At 45.4% G+C, this 17,595-nt stretch carries 20 protein-coding genes and 1 pseudogene; 3 read left to right on the forward strand and 18 right to left on the reverse strand.

From position 1 onward, the window contains the following. The first annotated feature begins 114 nt into the window (after positions 1-114). On the forward strand, positions 115-1,086 hold the full coding sequence (locus BVG16_RS23580) for an ABC transporter substrate-binding protein (RefSeq protein WP_078501649.1): 972 nt from the start codon (positions 115-117) through the stop codon (positions 1,084-1,086). 24 nt (positions 1,087-1,110) lie between these two features. Continuing rightward, positions 1,111-1,902 (forward strand): hypothetical protein, encoded by a 792-nt coding sequence (locus BVG16_RS23585; RefSeq protein WP_078501650.1) that lies wholly within the window; start codon positions 1,111-1,113, stop codon positions 1,900-1,902. A gap of 44 nt (positions 1,903-1,946) precedes the next feature. On the opposite strand, the gene BVG16_RS23590 is transcribed toward BVG16_RS23585, so the two are convergent. The 14 genes and pseudogenes from BVG16_RS23590 to BVG16_RS33890 form a co-directional block, all read right to left on the reverse strand. Further along, positions 1,947-2,666: a Crp/Fnr family transcriptional regulator gene (locus BVG16_RS23590; protein WP_233147151.1), complete on the reverse strand. Its 720-nt coding sequence runs from the start codon at positions 2,664-2,666 to the stop codon at positions 1,947-1,949. Positions 2,667-2,669: 3 nt separating this feature from the next. Next, entirely contained in the window at positions 2,670-4,580 is a 1,911-nt protein-coding gene (locus BVG16_RS23595) for a heavy metal translocating P-type ATPase (RefSeq protein WP_332888808.1), read from the reverse strand. A gap of 21 nt (positions 4,581-4,601) precedes the next feature. Next, entirely contained in the window at positions 4,602-4,823 is a 222-nt protein-coding gene (locus BVG16_RS23600; protein WP_078501651.1) for a heavy-metal-associated domain-containing protein, read from the reverse strand. Between the two features lie 67 nt (positions 4,824-4,890). Continuing rightward, positions 4,891-5,100: a hypothetical protein gene (locus tag BVG16_RS23605; RefSeq protein ID WP_078501652.1), complete on the reverse strand. Its 210-nt coding sequence runs from the start codon at positions 5,098-5,100 to the stop codon at positions 4,891-4,893. Then, positions 5,097-5,789, reverse strand: coding sequence for a HoxN/HupN/NixA family nickel/cobalt transporter (locus BVG16_RS23610; RefSeq protein WP_018759215.1), 693 nt, complete (start codon positions 5,787-5,789; stop codon positions 5,097-5,099). The genes BVG16_RS23605 and BVG16_RS23610 overlap by 4 nt, the downstream gene beginning before the upstream one ends. A 54-nt stretch (positions 5,790-5,843) precedes the next feature. Continuing rightward, positions 5,844-6,668, reverse strand: coding sequence for an urease accessory protein UreD (locus BVG16_RS23615; RefSeq protein WP_078501653.1), 825 nt, complete (start codon positions 6,666-6,668; stop codon positions 5,844-5,846). Then, on the reverse strand, positions 6,669-7,280 hold the full coding sequence (ureG, locus tag BVG16_RS23620) for an urease accessory protein UreG (RefSeq protein WP_078501654.1): 612 nt from the start codon (positions 7,278-7,280) through the stop codon (positions 6,669-6,671). Positions 7,281-7,315: 35 nt separating this feature from the next. After that, entirely contained in the window at positions 7,316-8,002 is a 687-nt protein-coding gene (locus BVG16_RS23625) for an urease accessory protein UreF (protein ID WP_078501655.1), read from the reverse strand. Beyond that, positions 7,995-8,450, reverse strand: coding sequence for an urease accessory protein UreE (gene ureE / locus BVG16_RS23630; RefSeq protein ID WP_078501656.1), 456 nt, complete (start codon positions 8,448-8,450; stop codon positions 7,995-7,997). Before ureE ends, BVG16_RS23625 begins: the two co-directional genes overlap by 8 nt. Positions 8,451-8,466: 16 nt before the next feature. Continuing rightward, on the reverse strand, positions 8,467-10,179 hold the full coding sequence (gene ureC, locus BVG16_RS23635; protein ID WP_078501657.1) for an urease subunit alpha: 1,713 nt from the start codon (positions 10,177-10,179) through the stop codon (positions 8,467-8,469). After that, positions 10,176-10,499 (reverse strand): urease subunit beta, encoded by a 324-nt coding sequence (locus BVG16_RS23640; protein WP_078501658.1) that lies wholly within the window; start codon positions 10,497-10,499, stop codon positions 10,176-10,178. Before BVG16_RS23640 ends, ureC begins: the two co-directional genes overlap by 4 nt. A gap of 32 nt (positions 10,500-10,531) precedes the next feature. Further along, positions 10,532-10,834: an urease subunit gamma gene (locus tag BVG16_RS23645; protein WP_018759222.1), complete on the reverse strand. Its 303-nt coding sequence runs from the start codon at positions 10,832-10,834 to the stop codon at positions 10,532-10,534. Positions 10,835-10,882: 48 nt separating this feature from the next. After that, a complete protein-coding gene (locus BVG16_RS23650) occupies positions 10,883-11,818 on the reverse strand; it encodes an urea transporter (RefSeq protein ID WP_078501659.1) in 936 nt (311 codons plus the stop codon). Between the two features lie 167 nt (positions 11,819-11,985). After that, positions 11,986-12,089 (reverse strand): annotated as a pseudogene (locus BVG16_RS33890) (winged helix-turn-helix transcriptional regulator); the annotation flags it as partial. A gap of 124 nt (positions 12,090-12,213) precedes the next feature. On the opposite strand from BVG16_RS33890, the gene BVG16_RS23655 reads away from it, so the two are divergent. Beyond that, positions 12,214-13,152, forward strand: coding sequence for an aldo/keto reductase family protein (locus tag BVG16_RS23655; protein ID WP_078501660.1), 939 nt, complete (start codon positions 12,214-12,216; stop codon positions 13,150-13,152). Between the two features lie 87 nt (positions 13,153-13,239). Here BVG16_RS23655 and BVG16_RS23660 read toward each other — a convergent pair whose 3' ends face one another. The 4 genes from BVG16_RS23660 to BVG16_RS23675 are packed head-to-tail and all read right to left on the reverse strand — an operon-like array spanning position 13,240 to position 17,482. After that, the gene (locus tag BVG16_RS23660) at positions 13,240-14,379 is read right to left on the reverse strand and encodes a toxic anion resistance protein (RefSeq protein ID WP_078501661.1); all 1,140 of its coding nucleotides are present in this window, start codon (positions 14,377-14,379) and stop codon (positions 13,240-13,242) included. Positions 14,380-14,405: 26 nt separating this feature from the next. Beyond that, a complete protein-coding gene (locus tag BVG16_RS23665) occupies positions 14,406-16,091 on the reverse strand; it encodes a vWA domain-containing protein (protein WP_078501662.1) in 1,686 nt (561 codons plus the stop codon). Between the two features lie 12 nt (positions 16,092-16,103). Then, complete coding sequence (locus BVG16_RS23670; RefSeq protein WP_078501663.1) at positions 16,104-16,841, reverse strand: hypothetical protein; 738 nt, start codon at positions 16,839-16,841, stop codon at positions 16,104-16,106. A gap of 53 nt (positions 16,842-16,894) precedes the next feature. Further along, on the reverse strand, positions 16,895-17,482 hold the full coding sequence (locus BVG16_RS23675) for a helix-turn-helix domain-containing protein (RefSeq protein ID WP_078501664.1): 588 nt from the start codon (positions 17,480-17,482) through the stop codon (positions 16,895-16,897). Positions 17,483-17,595 lie beyond the last annotated feature (113 nt).

Consider the following 17,595-nt stretch of genomic DNA (forward strand, 5'->3'; position numbering starts at 1 on the left):
CGTCAATATCCGGAAATTACAAATTCATCTATACTCCTAATATGTGATAATGATAATCAATATTAATTAGAGATTGTCATAATATATTCAAACTATCAGGAGGATCATCGAAGAATGAAGTACATACGAAATGCAATTGCAGGGTTAATTATCGTAGGGGTAGTCATGTTAAGTACTGCTTGCGGAGCCGATAATGCCGGAAACGCAGCTGGGAATGATGCAAAAGTGAGTGAAGAAGCAACGGCTGAACAGCGTGTTATGAATACTTTAAAAGGAGACATAAGCATTCCAACAGATCCTAAAAGGGTCATTGGACTTTCTGTTGTCTACCCGGAGTTTTTATATGCACTAGACGTTACGCCCATTGCGGTACAGAACTATCACAATGATTTCCCATCCTATTTAAAGGAACCGTTTAAAGATACATTGAAGATGGGACTTGCCAAAGTACCTAATTTTGAAGCAATTCTGGCTTCTGAGCCGGATTTAATAATTGCCCCTCTATGGTGGTCCGATAATGATTATGATCAGCTTTCTAAAATAGCACCAACTGTACTTTTGCCGCAGCGGGATGATTGGCGTGATGAGTTGCGGGATATTGGCGAGGTTCTAGGCAAAGTTGAACAGGCTGAAAAGGTCATTCAAGATTTGCAAACAAAAGAAGCCGAAGCCAAGGAGAAACTCCATTCTTTAGTGGGTGACGAGACAGTCATGTACATGATGATTATGGCGAAGGAGATCGTTGTTTACGGAGAAAATAGTGATCGCGGTAGCTTCATCCATAAGAAGCTAGGTCTAAAACCGGTTGAAACTTTTCCACAGGGTGAGTTAAGTGCTTCAATTTCATTGGAAAAAATACCGGAATATAATCCTGACCATATCATTTTGCAGTTAGATGATGAGTCCAGCGAAGAAGTGCGGAATAGAGCTGAGGAAATGCTGAATAGCTCTTTGTGGAAAAACATGACTGCCGTGAAGAAAAATCAGGTGCACAGCGTGGGAGGCAAGGAATGGTTTAGTATTGGCATGTCTCCACTGGCAGACCTTTATGCTATTGAAGACGTCGTTCATGCTTTTGAAAAATAGGTAAAAATAATGGGAGGGTACACAGTGGGAGCGGTTGATTTTCAACAATTGGAAGAGAAATTTCACCTTACTTTGAATGAACTCGAAAAAACCGTGCTTACCATCCCTGCCTTCGATTTATTAAAAATTGAAAATATGAAACACTTAATCGATACATACGGCTCGCTCATCAAGGCAAGAGAACGTTCTGCAGCTGCAGCTTTTTTTATCAGCTGGTATGCGGGGATATGCGGTGCGATGCAGTACATGCTGTATCGAGGTGACGAGTTGCTTTTGGATTTATCATTATCTAATCTATCCGTGCAATTGTATGCAGGTGACTCCTATCCGCTTTTTTCATTTCAAGTTCACGAAGCGCGATTTATAGAAGTTCCGATCATGGATCATGATGATGGTTACAAGAAATCACTCGAATCTTTTTACAGGGAACAGGTAACGCCTGTAATCCTAATGTTGTCCCAATTGGCTCACATCCATGTGGTCCCATTATGGGGACAAATCGTTAATGTGTTATATGCTCAAATGGAAGAAGCGGTTGCGGAAGCGTCAGATGAAGATAGTAGGACAAGGATCATATATTATTATAAATTGCTCACACACGATGTCGACGCCAGCGCGTTCGGACTTCGTAAAAATCCGTTTGATATTAATCCAACCTTCATTGAACACCCCCATATCCCTGATCAAAAAATGTTAGTGAAACCCGCTTGTTGTCTGGCTTATTGCTTGGATAGCGAATTTGGCTACTGTTACGCATGTCCGCGATTAAAAGAAAAGGATCGGGCCAAGATGCGAGCGAATGGACGTTTCGAATGAATGTTCTGTTTCGCTTCATCTGATTAACCGCATTATGATTGGATTTATTTTGTTCTCATTGCTGACAATGCCTCGATATTCAAGACCCGAATGTCTCTCTGCCTAGTCTGCTCGATAAATCCCCGTTCCTGAAACTCAGCCAATTTCCGACTGAGGGTTTCCGGTGTTGTTCCGAGATAAGAGGCAAGATCCTTCTTCGTCATCGGCAAGGTAATCGTGTGGACATGGGCATCCACCTTTTTCGCTAACTGTACCAAATAGGCAGCAATTCGCCCTTCCGCATCTGCTGAAGTCAGACTGCTCACCTGTTTCTCAGTCTGCTCAAGACGACGGCTAAACTCCTCCATTATTTTGAGAGAAATCGCCGGATATTTCATTAATATTTCCTGCAAATCGCTACGCTGTATCGTACATAATTCCGTCTTCTCCATGGCTACGGCGTAGCAGTCAAGCACAGTTTCCGAGAATAGAGCTAGCTCTCCCATAAAATCGCCCGGTTCTAAAATACGAATCAATTGCTCTTTACCGGATTCTGAAAGCCGATAGAGCTTTACTCTGCCGCGATGCACGATATATAAATGAGCCGAACGGTCACCCGCACCATAAATCTGCCCATTCCGTTCATAGCGGGCCGACTTTGTTGTAGCGGCAATTTCTTTCATTTCCTCAGGTTGTAAATGATTAAATATCGGCACCAAAGAGATGCAAAGCTGTTGCATATCTTTGGCACTCGGATCATAGTGTCCACAGGAATTCGGATTCAACGGTTACACACCCTCTCGTACTTGTTGTGTTGCACTATTTCTTGAAGTGGGCTTATTGTACCACGCCTTTTCACTAGTATACCGCACAAGTCGGATGGCGTTGAGAATAACAATTAGAACGCTCAATTCATGGATGAACATGCCTGAGGCGAGAAACACCTTTTGCAATATAACTCCAATGAGCAAAAGAACGACGGTACCGACGGCAAAAAACGTGTTCTGCTTCATATTACTAACCGTGGCCTGTGCAAGAGAATAGGCATGTGCGAACTTATCCAGCTTGTCTGCCATCAACACAACATCAGCTGTTTCCATAGAGACATCACTCCCTGAGCCGCCCATGGCGAGACCGATGTCAGCCGTTGCGATCGCCGGTGCATCATTGATACCATCCCCAATCATAGCAACACGTAGACCTTCATCTTTTAATTGCTGAACCTTCGTCACTTTGTCTTCTGGTAACATTTCTGCAAAAACATGATCTATACCCAGTTTGGAAGCAACAAGTTCAGCAGTATAGCGATTGTCACCTGTCAACATATAAATTTGTTTGATTCCCGCTGCTCTTAAGTTAATAATCGCCTCCGCTGCCTCTGGCCTGATTTGGTCAGCAATCGAAATGATGCCCTCCACGCTCCTATTCACTGCAACATAGATGGCAGTGTTCCCTTGTCTCTCACGGTCTACGGCATAGGCATCCGCTTCAGGGGAAATGGATATACCATTACCCAGCATGAGTTTGCGGTTACCAACTGTGAGCTGGTGTCCTGCTAGGCGGGCCCGAATACCATTCCCTTTGATGATTTCAACATTGTCCGGTTTGTTGCTAAGAGGTACACTTCTTGTCTTTGCTTCTTTCACAATGGATTGACCAAGATGGTGTTCCGATACAACTTCTGCCTCGGCTACGATCTTTAGCAAATCATCCTCCTTCATGGAGAATGCTCTTATATCTGTAACCTCCGGACATCCCTTCGTTATGGTCCCTGTCTTATCAAACACGATGGTATTGACCTTCGCGAGCTTCTCCATTATTTCTCCACCTTTAATTAATACGCCATTCTTCGCACCATTCCCAATCCCCGCAACAATCGAGACGGGTGCAGAAATGACAAGCGCCCCAGGACAAGCGATCACGAGAAATGTCAAGGTGAATTCGATGTTTCTTGTAACTAGAAAGACCAAGACGGCTACGACGATGATAGCGGGCGTATATATAGCTGCAAATTTCTCCAGAAATTTTTCTGTCTTCGTCTTTGACTCCTGTGCTTCTTCGACGAGTTCAATAATTTTTGAAAATGTTGTATCATCTCCAATTTTTTCAGCAATGACTTCAATATAACCGTGATCAACCATCGTCCCGCTATACACCGTGTCTTCCATTTTCTTATTCGCAGGTACTGATTCACCGGTGATGGCTGCTTCATTGATGAAAGCTTGGCCTGATACAACCTTCCCATCAATCGCCACCTTCTCGCCAGATTGGATAGCAACAAGGTCGCCAATTAGTACTTCCTCTACTGGTAGGGTCCATCTTACCCCATCCCGGAGAACCGTTGCTTCAAGTGGTGCCATATCCATTAATTTCTTTAAAGAGGATCTCGTTTGTTCCAGCGTACGCGCTTCGAGGTAGGCACCAAATAAGAACAGGAACGAAACGATGGCAGATTCAACATATTCTCCGATAAATAGAGCCCCAATAATCGCAATCGAAACGAGAAGTTCGATGCTGAAGGCCTTCATTCGCAGGGCTTGAATCGCCTTGATCAAGATAGGAAATCCAGCAATGATCGTCGAGATCACAAGTATAATCTCTTGGGGCAGATGCCATCCAGTCAGGTAGAACATAAAGGCTATAGCAAGAAGAAATCCTGTGATCGCTGTAATATTTCGTTTCGTCTTCCCTGTCATCATCCTCATTCCTTTCAACAATCGTTATGAAACCTTTTTAGACAGCACGGAATAACCCAGCTTCGTTATCGTTACTTCCAACTGTTCAATGGGGATTAATGTTTCGTCAAAATTGGCTTTTACTTTGCTTGAGTTGAACAACACGTGTGCATCCTTTACACCTTCTTGTTTATTAAGAGCACTCTCAATTTTCTTCACGCAAGATGGGCAAGAAAGAGTTTCCAATTGAAATTTAACGGTCGTCATATAATCGCCTCCAAATGAATTTAACAGCAACTCTGTTTCTGTTTTTGTTTCTGTTTCTATCTCTAGTCTATAGTTGAATACATTTTGTTACCTTGATCTGCATCAATAAATGAAATTTATGAACGATGGCTAATCCCTTTTTTCCAACCCAAAAAGCTCCTGCAACACTCGCAGAAGCTCCTGAAAAAATTGATTCATCCGAACATCCCATCAATGGCAAATCTAATAGCCGATAGATAAGAAGATATGGCGCATCGATTGATGGTTTAGAAATCACCCAAATAACCCTTGTGTGATCCCCAGACTATATATGTAATAGAACCCGAATAATGTACTCACAACACCCGTGACTTGCGTCAATGTCAGGTTCACATGCCTATTGCTCGCACTCAGGACAAATGGAATACCCAGAATAGTTGTAAACAACAACATCCCCGCAATCGTGCCTAAGCCAAATATCAGAATATATAAAGCTCCATCCCAAACCGATTGTACAGTCGACATCGTAAGTAAAACCATGGCGCCGCTGCCGGCAATCCCATGGACGAGACCAATGACCATCGACTTGATGTAAGAAATCCCTTTGTGTGATGCAGTCGGCTGGGAAACATAGTGGGTATGTTCTTCATGATGATGTTGATGTTGATGCAAATACGCTTTCTTACTCCTACCCACCGAGATTAAACTGCTAATCCCGAGATATACGAGCATGATGCCCACCAAAAATTCTAACGATCCGGATACCTTCTCAGAGATATTATTCTTCGTCAAAATCAGAATAAGACCTACTACAAATAACGTAGTCGTGTGTCCAATACCCCAAAACACCCCAGCAAGCGATGTTCGCCAGAGCTTCTTGCTATGACTTGCAATCGTAGAAACAGCAATAACATGGTCAGGTTCGATCGCATGCTTTATCCCAAGAAGAAAACCTACACCCAGAACCGATAATAACCCTAGACCCACGAAAGCACCCCCTTTTCAAAGTTCTATCTTTATCCTTATGAAGGGGGGCTTCTATTAATACTTCCGAAATGAAATAGGTTTCTTCCCGAACCACTGCTTGCGCACACACCGCTGACACGCTTCAAATATCGCTTCGATTTGCTGGGTCGAAGAGGCAAGTACGCGCAAGGAGAACCCAGGGAGAATCAACGCAGACAAGCCTATTTTACAAGAACCTGCACAAGCGCTAAGAGCATCACTCATTTGTTCAACGAAGTCAGAGGTCGCCTTCTCCCCTATTACCGTCATCGTTCCGAAATGGGTGTGCCCTTCAAGGATTCCCAACCCCTCTACTTCATGCACTTCTGGACGAAGCTGAAGATGATCGAGCACCACGAGTTCGCCCTCGTAATACACGATCGTCTTTAACTGAAGCCTGTTGTACCGGAACAAGCTTCCATCCGGAGACCATCCAGGCGTGATGATATCGCCGTAAATCAATGATGCTCCCCGTTCCATTCGTATCACGGTGTTCTGTAGATATTGCGCATGCTGGTACGCGATGATGGGGTCGGGCATGTACTCCAGATAGCTATCTTTCTCCATAACAATAGATGTGTCTTGGGTTACCGGGGATGTTAACGTTTTAAAGATTTTGGTGGAGGATTGGGTAGTAAGCAGCATCTGCGCTCGTTCACCTACATGGATTTCGGCTTTGTACCGATCTCCGCCGACATAGCCGCCACCCGGATTCATCAAGTAGAAACAAGGTTGACTGGGATCATCGAGATAGATAGGAGGTGTAACTTTGAAGGCTCCCCGGTTATAGACCTCAGCAGGAATCGTTCTCTCTTCCTTGTGCCGAACTGCAAGCCGAAGAAATCCAGTCCAATTCTCCATCTATTGTAATCCCGACAGCAGCGCATTTTCTCGAATCCAATGGACGACATCTGACAGACCGACATCTTCTTTTAAATTTGTAAACACGAACGGTTTGTTACCACGGAACGTTTTCGTATCTGACTCCATTACATCAAGACTGGCCCCCACATAGGGAGCAAGATCAATTTTATTAATGATGAACAAATCGGATTTAATCATCCCTTGGCCGCCTTTACGCGGGATTTTCTCGCCCTGTGCCACATCGATGATATAGATGGAGAAATCAACAAGCTCTGGACTGAAGGTAGCGGCCAGATTATCTCCTCCGCTCTCCACAAAGATGATTTCCACATCGGGATGCCGGCTTGTTAATTCCGCAATCGCAGCAAAATTCATGGAAGCATCTTCTCGGATCGCCGTATGCGGGCATCCTCCAGTCTCTACGCCAATGATCCGGTCTGAGGGAAGAATTCCATGATGGATGAGAAAATTGGCATCTTCCTTGGTATAAATGTCATTCGTAATAACCGCCATGCTAAGATCCTCATGCATATGACGGGTTAATTTCTCCACCAGCATGGTTTTGCCGGCCCCAACCGGGCCTCCTACGCCAATCCGAATAGGTTGCATTGTTATCCCTTCCTTACCGTTGTATCGTTCTTGTTCTAGGACATAAACAGCCGTATATGCAGCCGCTCATGCTTCATTTGTGATATTTCGATGCCGGGCGATGTGATGCCGAAGTCATCTTCGTCTAAACCTTCGATCTTTTCTACCGCTTGCAACAAATACGATTGAAGCTCTTGAAATAAACGCTGCCCATCTGTCTGGCCGAGCGGTATTCCTCGTACGCCATTCTGTATCAAGCTTGCCGTACAAGAATAGAGATAAGACAGAATCGCGGTGGATTTCGGAACCGCCAGATGATGGGCAATGATGGCAAACACAATCGCCGGATGACCAGAGGATTGCTTCGCCTGCACACGATCTTGATAACCTACAAGTGCCGGGATAAGATAAAGTTCCATTCCCAATTGCATCATTCGTTGGCCCATTCTTGCACTACCTTCCCGCGTCTCGCGTGCCATGCTCTGCACCGTGATCATGCGATCCAAGTTCCAGAGCGTCTCCCATTGATCTTGAACGAGCGCTTCATATGCCAGTCGGAGCGCCAGTCCATCATTATAGACCAGTTGCTCTCTGACATAAACTTGCAACCATTTGGCAAAGGTCTGCTTACTCACGACTTGCTCGTTCTGGATATAGGTCTCGAGCCCGAAGGAATGGCTAAAGGCCCCCGTTGGCAAATTGGAATCGCAAAGCTGCAGCAGCGATAATAAATAACTATCCATGACTGTGTCCGATATGACGGAACGGTTGACTCACTTTCATGGTCTCGCGAAGGTAAGGGATATCCGCTTGTACTAACATCTCTTCAATCAAGTAATCATACTGAATGAGCATGCGATCGCTTTCGAACTGCGCTGGTAAATGTCGATTTCCCAGCTTATGTGCGATATCTCCCATTTCACGCATACAACGCGGCTGGATCACTAGAATATCCTCAGGGAGAACCTCCACCACGATCATATTATGGTCATCCATATAGAGAACGTCACCATGACTCAGATCCATTGGTTGACGCAACGAAATGCCTAACTCTCGACCATGATCCGTAACGACCCGCTGAATTCGTTTCACAAGGTCATCGCTTGGCAAATATACTTTCTCCAAATGGCGGTTTCCTGTGTTTTCTGCGCTTAACTGCTCTAGCCGGGCTACAATTTCCTCAATAATCATATGTACATCCCCTTTCTCAGAATAAAAAATACCGCTGCGCCATCGGCACCACGTCGACAGGCTCGCAAGTGATCAATTCTCCATTTACCTTTACCTCGAACGTCTGAGGATCTACCTCAATTTCGGGTGTTTCTGCGTTATGTTTCATATCTTGTTTCTTCAGATTGCGAATGCCTCGAACCGGAAGAATTTGCTTCTGCAGCCCCAATTGTTTGTGCACGCCCAGATCAAATGCCGCTTGGGATACAAATGTAATCGAAGTACTCTGCAGTGCTTTACCGAACGAACCGAACATGGAGCGGAACAGTATAGGCTGAGGTGTCGGGATCGCCGCGTTCGCATCTCCCATCACCGAATGAGTCACCATGCCGCTTTTTATAATCATTTCGGGCTTCACGCCAAAGAAAGCCGGGTGCCATGTAACGAGATCCGCCACTTTCCCCACTTCAACGGAACCCACATACTCAGAAATTCCATGCGCAATAGCAGGGTTGATCGTATATTTAGCAATGTATCGCTTGACGCGGTTATTATCGCCAACCCCTTCGTCGCCTGTCAGCTTGCCGCGCTGCTTCTTCATCTTATCTGCCGTCTGCCACGTACGGGTAATGACTTCACCAATCCGACCCATCGCTTGCGAATCCGAGCTCATGATGCTGATGACACCAAGATCATGCAGGATATCTTCTGCCGCAATCGTCTCACGACGAATCCGTGAGTCGGCAAATGCAATATCTTCAGGCACCTTAGGGCTCAGATGATGACATACCATTAACATATCTAGATGCTCATCAATCGTATTCACGGTGAATGGCTTCGTCGGATTCGTGGAAGCAGGCAAGACATTCGGGTAGCCGGCCATCTTAATAATGTCTGGCGCATGCCCTCCACCCGCTCCTTCCGTATGGTACGTATGAATGACGCGGCCATTAATCGCTCCAATCGTATCTTCAACAAATCCGAACTCGTTCAAGGTATCCGTGTGAATCGCGACCTGTACATCGTACTCATCGGCAACTCGCAGCGAATGGTCAATCACTGAAGCAGTAGCCCCCCAGTCTTCGTGGATTTTCAATCCGATGGCCCCGGCACGAACCTGCTCCGCTAGCGGTTCGATTGCCGATCCATTCCCTTTGCCCAGGAAACCGAAATTAATCGGCAGCCCTTCCGCTGCTTCCAACATGCGATGTATGTTCCAGACGCCTGGCGTACATGTGGTGGCTTTCGATCCTTCCGCCGGACCTGTACCTCCTCCGATCATCGTCGTTAGGCCGGCAGAGATGGCTGTCTCCACTTGATAGGGATTAATCACATGAACATGACTGTCAATGCCTCCCGCAGTCACAATAAGCCCTTCAGCAGAGATCACTTCGGTTCCCGCACCGATAATCAGATCGACACCATCCATCAGAAGCGGATTACCACTTTTCCCAATACCGGAAATTTTACCGTCCACAATGCCAATATCCGCTTTATAGATACCGGTATAATCTACAATAACCGCATTCGTAATTACGACGTCCAGCGCACCATCTGCACGGGTTGCGAGTGGATGCTGCCCCATGCCGTCACGAATCGATTTGCCGCCGCCGAACTTGCATTCATCGCCATACCGCGTATAGTCCTTCTCAATTTGAATGAATAATTCGCTATCTGCCAGCCGAATGGCATCGCCTGTTGTCGGTCCGAATAAATCCGCATATTGTTGTCTTGTTAAGCGCAAGCTCATCTCGATCCCTCCTTATCCAAAGGTCCTTCGGTCTTATTATTCAGTCCGTATACCTTACGCTCACCTGAGAAAGCCACTAACTCTACTTCCTTGCCATCTCCAGGTTCAAAGCGAACTGCCGCCCCGGACGGGATGTTCAGATGCAATCCAAAAGCTTGATTTCTATCAAATTGCAAAGCACGGTTCACTTCATAAAAATGATAGTGTGATCCGACCTGAATCGGACGATCCCCAGTATTTAATACATGGATCACATGCGTTTCCTTGCCTTCGTTACACACAATATCGCCCTCGCCAAAAACATACTCCCCTGGTCTCATCGCTTGTCTCCTTTCTGATCTAAGATAAATACCTAACTAACAGGGTCGTGAACGGTGACTAGCTTCGTACCGTCAGGAAATGTTGCCTCGACCTGAATATCGTTAATCATGTCGGGAACCCCCTCCATCACATCATCACTGGACAATATTTCTCGGCCTTGTTTCATTAAATCTGCCACAGTCTTCCCGTCACGTGCACCTTCCAGAATTTCATATGTAATCAAGGCCACGGCTTCTGGATAATTCAGCTTCAGTCCGCGGTCCTTCCGTCGTCTCGCAAGATCGGCGGCCACAACAATCATTAACTTCTCCTGTTCTCTAGCAGAGAGTTTCATTCCGTCCGTTTCTCCTTTACATCGTTCTTTAAGTTGTTATTTTTGCCTTTATAGCTTGGGAAGAATCTTTCTTGCCGCGATAAACACCCATGTCACGAGAACGAATGGCATCGTTAGGACAGGGACCCCATACGGAGAGAGCCAAGTCCCCAACCCTGCTGTGATCGGCACCGTGACCATGGCGGCGATGATCGCCATCAACCATGCGATATTCTTCTTGGAATGGAATACTATCGCGATTGCAAGTGTCGTCAGGACAGCATTAAACCCATAGAGACCAGGATTCAACATCTTCACTTCTGCACCTAAGCCATAAGCCGTGATCCATGCAACAATCGTTCCCAAAACCGCGCATAGCCCCATCTTCCAACTTGCCCAGAATACGGCAATTAGAATGAGGAGGCCCGACCACAGATGATCTTGAAAATACACTTGTCCAATCCCATTCATCATCCCGCTGATCCAATCGATTGTACCTTCTGTACTAAATTTCCAGTGGGTTAGATCCTGCGGCACTAGCTCTGGACTTAAGGTCACTCCCCCTAACAGGAATGTTGAGAGCAAAAAGAACCACGTTAAGAGGATATAAGGAAGCGTGAGCACGGGGAGCTCGGAATTTCTCATAACATGCATAACAGCAGCCGTAACCAGCGCAGTAATAGCTGCTCCGGCCAGAGCAATAGCCCATTTGGTCGTCCCAGTGAGAAACAACGATAGGGCTAACCCCGTTAATGCCGAGTTATATCCGAACAAGCCTTGATCGGCCGCAGTTCTGTCTTTCCCGCCTGCAAGACCAATCCACGTTCCAATCATGGTTGAGAGTAAGGTGGTGATCCCTAACCAAATATTGTTGATCGCAATCGCCACAAGAATGATGAGTCCTGATATTGCATTTTCGATCAAGATGACTTGAGAGACCCCTTTTAGCGAAGCAGCTAGGAATGAACGAACTGTCGCTCCGGTTGTACGTCTATTGGCGTGAATACAGACCCCTCATTTCAATCGCACAGATTTGAAAATATTGTACCCATTGTTATTGTTTTCCATGCACTGCGTTTAGATAAGGAAAAACAAAAAAAGCAGCCCCATTGGGACTGCCAGACTGTCGAGAAACCCCCGTTTTTCTGGAGGATACTGAAAAGCACCTTGCTGAAAAGTTCTCGGATGACGAGAAAAGCCCATTTGCCTCCCAGCACGACTAATGTTTTTTAATATTGCATTCGATATGTTCAGGTGTGACGATATTCCTCCAAATCTAACTATACTTCTGTATCGTATCTATAGCCCATATAATGAAGTGAAAATATTTCACATCTTCAAATTGTCTATGAATTTTTTAGAATGAAATGGGTTGCGATTCGATTTAAGGAGGCTATGGCATGAAATACAGAAGATTAGGTGGAAGCGGACTTAAAGTCAGCGAAATCAGCTTGGGAAGTTGGCTTACATATGGAGGTTACGTCGAACGTGAGCACGCTGTGAATTCGATTAAAACGGCCTACGATCTAGGCATTAACTTTTTCGATACTGCTAATGTATATGAGAACGGGGCCGCGGAAGAACTGGTTGGCAAAGCACTAATGGCCTATCCGCGCGAATCCTACGTGCTCGCTACGAAAGCGTTCTGGCCTATGGGTGAAGGTCCGAACGACCGCGGATTGTCGCGCAAGCACATTACCGAGCAGGCCAACGCAAGCTTGAAACGTCTCGGCCACGAGTATGTCGACATTTTCTACTGCCATCGTCATGATCCAGAAACGCCGCTGCACGAAACGCTGCGCGCAATCGACGATCTGATTCGCCAAGGCAAAGTGCTGTATGCCGGCGTAAGCGAGTGGCAAGCTTCACAGATCGCGGAAGCACTTGGCGCTGCCGACCGTTATTTGCTGGACCGTATCGTCGTCAACCAGCCGATCTACAATATGTTCGAACGCTATATCGAAAAAGAAATCATTCCGCTCAGCAAACGTTCCGGTGTCGGTCAGGTCGTGTTCTGTCCGCTCGCGCAAGGCTTGCTGACCGGCAAATACACATCGGCTTCCGCCATCCCGCAGGACAGCCGCGCCGCCAAGTTGGATTGGGTGCGCAATGAGATCACAGACGTGAAGATCGCCCAAGTAGAACAGCTTGCAGAGATTGCAGCAGGGTTGGAAATTTCCGTAGGCAACCTCGCGCTGGCTTGGATTCTACGTCAAGACAACGTGGCGAGTGCACTTGTCGGCGCCAGCCGTCCAGAGCAGGTAACTGAAAACGTTAAAGCGTCAGGCATCGAATTGAGCGAAGACGTTCTGAACCGTATCGAAGAAATCCTGCAATAAGGAGACATGAAGTGGTAGAGGAACGAACAAAAGACTGCCTGCTGGCAGTCTTTTGTTTTCGTTCAATAAGGTGTTGTAAATAGATCATCACAACCCCAGTTTGTGTCCCTTTTCTAAACGTTGGATTTCCTGTTCACCATGATTCGCTAGTTCTTGGAACTGGCTAATCGTCTCGCGCATTTTCGGCAGTGCTTCCTGCTTGTAAGTGCTGATCGAGTCCAGCGCGGACAACACATCGGTGAATGCTTGCTTCAACGTCTCCACATTGATGTTGGCTTCAAGCGATTGCTTATGAATTTGAGCCCCTTGATCCTTCAACATTCTCGACGTTCCGGCAATCAGTTCATTCGTTGTTTGATTCAGAAGTTCAATCTTCTTCAAGACAATCTTCTGATTATAGAGCGCACTCGCTACCGTTACGGATATTTTCAAGGCCGAGATCGTCACGTTCTTCGCTCTGTCGACGCCACGAATCAATTCTTTATTGTTGCGGGTGACCACTTCAATCGCCATAATCCCCTGTTGATTGACCACCATCATTTGCTGCATATCCATCACCCGTTGACGTAGTGGGAACAACACCTCTTCCGTGATGAAGCGAATTTTGTCTGGATCTTCATTACGAGCTTTGGCCGCTTCGATCTGTGCTTCAATCGAGGTATCCATCAATGTTCCGAGCTCGATTTCCTTTTGAAGCTTCTTGGTCAAATCGCGCAGCGCTTGCTGTTCAATCTCGAGTGTCGTATTGTCGTTCTTCAAAGTCGTTTTGCCTTTATCTAGCGAGACCACAATATCGGCAATCATCGCATCGGCTTTTTCATACTTCAGAAAATATGCGCGTAACGGATTAAATAGCTTGCCGAGGAATCCCGTTTTGGTAAAGTCAATGACGCTTGGGTCCAGATCTTTTAGTTGCATATGCAACTCGGTTAATCCTTTTGCGACCTGGCCTCCGTCATCTCCCGTTTTGGACAAGTTACCGACGGAAACCTGTAGTAAATTATTTTTACTTGAAGAGGTTCTCATGGTATTCATGCCGAACGTGTCGATCGATTGCAGGATTTCTTTTCGCTTCTCAAGTGAATCAAGATCTAGAGACATAATAGATTCGACATTGGAATCAGCCAAAGCTTGAAGCTTAGCCACCTCTTCGGGAACGGGTTTAACCTCTTTCTCAATCGCAGCTTGAATTTCTTCCGGACGCACAACTTCCATCGAAAATGACATAGGGATCCTCCTCTGATAATAAATAGTTACATTTGAACGTTAAACAGGTTCGCAATTTTATAGACCACATCATCTGTATCTGCGTTAATACTCGCTGCTTCATTGATGCTCGAAATGCTCTGCAGCGCTTGAATATCTGCATTATAGCCGATGGTGTAAATTGGAACTTTGTAGGTTGCGACGAGATCCTTGATATCTTTGAGAGAGTAACCTCGATTGGTATCGCCATCACTTAGCACGAAAATCATGGGTTTCATCGATGGATTGACGGCTTTCTCATCTTGAAGCATTTTTAAAGCAACAATGATTGCGTCAAATGTGGCCGTACCCCCATCTGCTTGTAGACTATTCACTGCACCAACGAACATCGATTGCTGTGTCGTGTCGTACTTCTTTATCGGTAAATTAATGGTTACATCATTGGAATAAGATACAAGACCGATGCTGTTGTCTTTGCCTAGATACTTTTGGCCTTTAAGCAGCGATTCCTTAAGACGATTGATCGGTTCACCTGCCATACTGCCTGATACGTCTGTTACAAAAACAGCCGCAATCGGTTTACTTCCGTTTTTCTTTTCTTTCCATATTTTCTGAGCGGATGAAAGAAGGCCACCGTCCACGACAGCGAGTTCTGATTTATAATCATTTAGCTCATTAAATCCTTTTTCGTGCGCCATTTTCTGATATTTATCTTGCGTCACAAATTCAGCAAATTTCTGAATGACATCTAATTTCTCCTTCGGGAGATCACCTAGCGCGTACAGTGGACTGTCGTGTCTGATCCCAAAGGGTGTAAATACATACCCGCTTTTCAAGTCAGCCGTGTTGAGATAGGTTTGATATTCCAGCACAAAGCCATCTAGCATACCCGATTTCGCGGCGTCGCGCATTTGCATGGTTGTCGAAGCCAGAAAAGGAACGTTGGCTTGAAATTTCTCAAATCCTTGAACAGCTTTATCACTAAGGATATTCGAACTGTCAAATGTATTGAGCGCGGTGATAAGGAAATTCAAGCCTGTTGAGCTTGCAAAAGGATCCGTATAGCCCATGCTGAATTCATTATTCGCGATCGCTTCCGTCACGGTTTTGACATTCACAGATCCATAAGAAGCGACCAGCGCATCGTTTTTGGCTTTTGTAATCACAATCCCGGGAACGTTGCCTACAAGCCGCTTGGATACAAGCTGTGTTTTCACGCCACTCGCCTTCACCATTTCGCCCCATAACTCATTCGAAGGGGTATACGCATCAGGGATATATTTGCCGGATTTAATATAATCAGCAGCCGTACCAGAGGCAATATTACGAATTTTAACGGAAGCAGGCTTCCCATTCACTTCGATATTCGCCTTATTAAATTCTGTTGCAACATCCGCTAACCAACTATCCATACCTGTTCCTGACTTCTCCGTTGAAGAGAATATCTCCACGAATTGATTGGTCGTGTTATTCACTGTGATGGGAAACTTCGATATATCCGGCAATGTCTCGCCAATATCCGCTGGATTAATATCGATCTGACCTTTTACAGGCGTTTCGGTCGTCACGGATAGGTTGGAGTACAGCTTGTTAAGCTGCTTCCCTGCGTCTTCTGCCGTAACCTGCGATTTTGTTTTCCCCAAGTTCGAGGTAAAGTTCACCCCGAGATAGACTAGGATAAATACGATAACCAAAATAAAGGCAGATAATAGAAACTTACTTTTTCCAGTCATTCGCTGCACCTCTCACGATTTATAATATTTGGTTTGCTTAATTAAGGCGTCCAATTCCTGCATGCAGGATAGTTGTTCAATATCACCGGGTTCAATGTTGTCTAAGCTGGATATCTCTAATAGCAGTTGATCAAATTTTAATAAAATTTCCTCATTATTCGATAGTGAGCTTTTCATGGATGATAGGTAGTCGTTGTATACTTTTGCTTTTTTCTGGAGAAGTTCTGTGGAGATACTGGATGACTTGCGATGGATAACACGTTCGAACTCGGATTCGTCAAAAACACTAAGGATGTTCAATATATTTCGGATGTTCTGGTAGAACAGCTTCTCAACCTCTTGGGATACGGATGCGAACTTCTTGAAACTCAACTCCGTCTCTTCAAATCGCTGCTTCAGCACATGGAGCAAGGTACTTTTCCTCTTCTGGATTCGCTCCATTTGCTCTAGGGCGAGACGGATATCGCTTTCAACTCCCTTGACATGACGATATCGATTTAGATTTTCGACATAATCTTCGTACGTTATCATTTCTTTCACAGATATCATGACGGGTTTCTTGAACAATAAATGATAGATTCCATATCCAAGTGCCCATACACTGGCAAAAAGTAATGTAACCCCCGTTGCTGTTGAGAGAGCGCTTGTTCCGATCTGCACGCCAATAAATCCAGGTGAGAATACGAGGATATTCACCGCTGCTACGATAAGCATTAGACCTATTAATTTGATGATATTTGTACTAGACAATATGCAATCCTCCTCTGGAAATCCTACAGGACAAGCTAAAATGATCGAATATACTAGACTTCAGCCGCCTTGCGATGACGTCGTGCAAAGCTCGATAAGGGATTGTTAAGTGATCTAAGAAGGTTCTCCGTATCTTCTAGAATTGCTCCTTCTGGGACGATATAGGTATGTAACTCCCTCCACTGGTTTTTCATCACTGCATTGTATCTACGTTGCATGCCAGAAAAAGTCACAAGTAATATGCCATCCGATTTACGAATCTCACTAGGATTAAACTCACCGCGCTCTAACGCTTTACGAATCGTCGCTCCCCCGCCTTCGATCCCCCACAATCGAGCCGCTTCGGATAAACCAAAAACTTCATTAACGCTGATACCATGCGGAGGGTAGGATGGAATGGGGCCTTGAATCATCGAAAGCTCATGTTGCGCATATACCCGTTTATGGCCGCCTTGCAACCTTTCCCCATGCACATCGTAAGCAATAACAGAAATGACAACCTTTCCTTCACGTTCTAAAAATTCACGAACCGCCTGCAAATCTGTTAATGCAGCACGCTCGTTCCGAGCAGGAAATATGGATGCGGGCCACAGTCGTTCCCCATTCGCCAAAATGACCTGAAAACACAATAGATGCTCCATAAATCCCTCCATCTATGTTCCAAGTAATGGTACTTTAATATGAAAATAATACCATTGTCACGAAATCGTGACAATTAAAATATTTCATTCCATGTCCCAAGGGTATGAACAAA

It is taken from the genome of Paenibacillus selenitireducens (genome assembly GCF_002021565.1).
GTDB lineage: Bacteria > Bacillota > Bacilli > Paenibacillales > Paenibacillaceae > Paenibacillus_K > Paenibacillus_K selenitireducens.

What these genes read in the sequence shown, in the direction of transcription:
- BVG16_RS23580 (WP_078501649.1), top strand. Translation starts at nt 115, where the DNA reads ATGAAGTACATACGAAATGCAATTGCAGGGTTAATTATCGTAGGGGTA.
- BVG16_RS23595 (WP_332888808.1), bottom strand. Translation starts at nt 4,580, where the DNA reads ATGATGACAGGGAAGACGAAACGAAATATTACAGCGATCACAGGATTT.
- BVG16_RS23600 (WP_078501651.1), bottom strand. Translation starts at nt 4,823, where the DNA reads ATGACGACCGTTAAATTTCAATTGGAAACTCTTTCTTGCCCATCTTGC.
- BVG16_RS23615 (WP_078501653.1), bottom strand. Translation starts at nt 6,668, where the DNA reads ATGGAGAATTGGACTGGATTTCTTCGGCTTGCAGTTCGGCACAAGGAA.
- ureG (WP_078501654.1), bottom strand. Translation starts at nt 7,280, where the DNA reads ATGCAACCTATTCGGATTGGCGTAGGAGGCCCGGTTGGGGCCGGCAAA.
- BVG16_RS23625 (WP_078501655.1), bottom strand. Translation starts at nt 8,002, where the DNA reads ATGGATAGTTATTTATTATCGCTGCTGCAGCTTTGCGATTCCAATTTG.
- ureE (WP_078501656.1), bottom strand. Translation starts at nt 8,450, where the DNA reads ATGATTATTGAGGAAATTGTAGCCCGGCTAGAGCAGTTAAGCGCAGAA.
- ureC (WP_078501657.1), bottom strand. Translation starts at nt 10,179, where the DNA reads ATGAGCTTGCGCTTAACAAGACAACAATATGCGGATTTATTCGGACCG.
- BVG16_RS23640 (WP_078501658.1), bottom strand. Translation starts at nt 10,499, where the DNA reads ATGAGACCAGGGGAGTATGTTTTTGGCGAGGGCGATATTGTGTGTAAC.
- BVG16_RS23645 (WP_018759222.1), bottom strand. Translation starts at nt 10,834, where the DNA reads ATGAAACTCTCTGCTAGAGAACAGGAGAAGTTAATGATTGTTGTGGCC.
- BVG16_RS23655 (WP_078501660.1), top strand. Translation starts at nt 12,214, where the DNA reads ATGAAATACAGAAGATTAGGTGGAAGCGGACTTAAAGTCAGCGAAATC.
- BVG16_RS23660 (WP_078501661.1), bottom strand. Translation starts at nt 14,379, where the DNA reads ATGTCATTTTCGATGGAAGTTGTGCGTCCGGAAGAAATTCAAGCTGCG.
- BVG16_RS23665 (WP_078501662.1), bottom strand. Translation starts at nt 16,091, where the DNA reads ATGACTGGAAAAAGTAAGTTTCTATTATCTGCCTTTATTTTGGTTATC.
- BVG16_RS23675 (WP_078501664.1), bottom strand. Translation starts at nt 17,482, where the DNA reads ATGGAGCATCTATTGTGTTTTCAGGTCATTTTGGCGAATGGGGAACGA.